1 protein-coding gene is annotated in these 684 nt (G+C 72.5%); it reads left to right on the top strand.

Annotation, left to right across the window (positions count from 1 at the left end; all coding sequences use genetic code 11):
- Positions 1-684, top strand: a 684-nt coding sequence (locus ACI792_RS20870; RefSeq protein ID WP_456604270.1) for a Gfo/Idh/MocA family protein, incomplete at both ends; no start/stop codon positions are given.

Raw genomic sequence — 684 nt, forward strand, 5'->3', positions numbered from 1 at the left:
CGATCGCCGCACTCGAGGCCGGAAAGCACGTCCTGTGCGAGAAGCCGCTGGCCAACACCGTCGCCGAGGCCGAGGCGATGGCCGAGGCCGCGGCGAAGGCGGCGACCCGCGGCGTGCGGTCGATGGTGGGCTTCACCTACCGGCGGGTGCCCGCCATCGGGCTGGCCCGCAAGCTGGTGGCCGAGGGCCGGATCGGGGAGGTCCGGCACGTCCGCGCGCAGTACCTGCAGGACTGGATCGCCGACCCGTCGGCACCGATGTCGTGGCGGCTGGAGAAGGACAAGGCCGGCTCCGGCGCGCTGGGTGACATCGGGGCGCACGTCGTCGACCTGACGCAGTACATCACCGGCCAGACCCTCACCGGGGTCAGCGCGGCGCTGGAGACCTTCGTGACCGAGCGCCCGCTGCCCGCGGAGAGCGGCAAGCTCGGGGGCGTGGGCGGAGCGGGGACCGGACAGGTCACCGTCGACGACGCGGCCGCCTTCCTCGCGCGGTTCACGGGGGGAGCGCTCGGCGTCTTCGAGGCCACCCGTTTCGCGCTCGGCCGCAAGAACGGCATCCGCATCGAGGTCAACGGCTCGGCCGGCAGCCTGGCCTTCGACTTCGAGGACATGAACGTCCTGCAGTTCTTCGACGGCAGCGAGCCCGCGGAGACCGCCGGTTTCCGCCGGATCATCGTCACCG

This window comes from Blastococcus sp. SYSU DS0669, assembly GCF_054050895.1.